Annotated in this window: 1 protein-coding gene; it reads left to right on the top strand. The window is 74.9% G+C overall.

The features are described 5' to 3' along the window. Window positions 1-331: 331 nt before the first annotated feature. On the top strand, window positions 332-852 hold a 521-nt coding region (locus AAHZ94_RS34720), incomplete at its 3' end, for a YbaK/EbsC family protein (RefSeq protein WP_349997645.1).

Raw genomic sequence — 852 nt, 5'->3', positions numbered from 1 at the left:
TTGCCAGCTCGACCGGGGCCACGCACCTCGGCCCGGCCGTACGCCGCGGGTGCGCGCCCCGCCCGCCAGGCGCCGGGCCCGGCACGACCGGCGGGGAGGTGGGCGCCGGGCCCGGCTCGTACGGGTTCCCAGGGCGATCGGGCTCAGACGGCGTAGTTCGCGAGGGCTGGCTGAACGTTTGAACGTTTAGTCTTCCGGTCTTCCGGTCTTCTGGTCGGCTGGCCGTCCTGCCACGGGGCCGCCCGGCCGGCCCGGGCGTGTCGGGAGGGCGGGCCGGTGGCCGCGGAAGGCGTCATCTGCCGCTGGCGGCGGGGCTGTTAGCTTGACGCGCATGACCTTGCGCACGCCTCAGGAAGCCTTCGCCGACGTCCGTCCCGCCCGTGCCTGCCTTGACCTGTTGGTCCCGCCCGTTGCCGATGCGGTGCGTGCCTGGGGCGGGCCCGTGCCCGCCGACGAGGTGCAGTACGTGGACACCGACCCGACACACGCCGACACCGCGGGCCTGGTAGCCCACTACGGGCCCTGGCTGCTCGACCACTCCGCGAACTGCGTCATCGTCGTCGGCAAGCGCGGCGGCACCGCCACCCTGGCCGCCTGCGTGGTGCCGTCCAGCACCCGGGTGGACGTCAACGGCGTGGTCCGCCGCGAACTCGGCGCCCGCAAGGCGTCGTTCGCGGCCCGGGAGCCCGCGGTCGGCGAAAGCGGCATGGAGTACGGCGGCATCACCCCGCTCGGCCTGCCCGCCGACTGGCTGCTGCTGGTGGACGCCGCCGTCGTCGACCTGCCGTACGCGCTCCTCGGCAGCGGAGCCCGGCGCGGCAAGCTCATAGTGCCGGGCAAGGCGCTGGCCAC

This window comes from Streptomyces sp. HSW2009, assembly GCF_040240285.1.
Classification (GTDB): Bacteria; Actinomycetota; Actinomycetes; order Streptomycetales; family Streptomycetaceae; genus Streptomyces.
Note: the sequence above shows the minus strand (reverse complement) of the source record. Positions and strands in the feature narration are given on the sequence as shown.